We start from the raw sequence: 562 nt of genomic DNA, 5'->3' as shown, positions 1-562 counted from the left end.
CCTGTTCCGGTGTGTAAGAGCGTGAAGATTCAACGGTCTCAACAGAGGACTTTATAACATCGAGTTTGTCTGTCTCTTTCAATTCGTGCGTAACATGCTGCATCATGGCTTGGAGTGCCTGACGATCCATGTCGATTGTTTTTTGTGAACATTCTTGAGCACGTAATTCTAAGTAGGTGTTGGCTTTCTCTGGGGTCATTTCGCGGAGCGAGCCAAGCTTGAACTCTTTTAGGTAATCACAACAGGTTTTGAGCGACTGCTCGTAGTTCCTAGCCGTTCCGACCGATTCTATGGCATTACCTTTCCCCTGCATTTCTTTCATGACAGAAGCGGCTTGTTTCTCTGATTTTGCGAAGTGTCCTTTAGCCATTACGTGTTACTCCGATTGAATGGATATATCGGAGGATGGTGCTGCGTGCGGCATATTGCTTGTGTTCAGTTTCAAGGTGTAAAGCAATCAGTTCAAGGGATGCGCCATGTGTGTACATTTTGGCGATTTCAGAACGGAATTGTTCAAGTTTGGAGGTGCGTTTTTTGTAGTTTTTTCCCTTGCGTAATGCAC

Annotated in this window: 1 protein-coding gene and 1 pseudogene; both read right to left on the bottom strand. The window is 45.2% G+C overall.

Going from position 1 to position 562, the window contains the following annotated elements; all coding sequences use genetic code 11:
- Nucleotides 1–370 (bottom strand): site-specific integrase (locus R7E78_RS29175; RefSeq protein WP_318059024.1); only part of this gene is annotated, 370 nt, incomplete at its 3' end.
- Nucleotides 363–562: pseudogene (locus R7E78_RS29170) on the bottom strand (hypothetical protein); the annotation flags it as partial. The pseudogene R7E78_RS29170 and the gene R7E78_RS29175, both read right to left, overlap by 8 nt.

It is taken from the genome of Vibrio sp. YT-19(2023) (assembly GCF_033337395.1).
The sequence above is the reverse complement of the archived record's forward strand: the minus strand, read 5'-3'. Positions and strand labels throughout refer to the sequence as shown.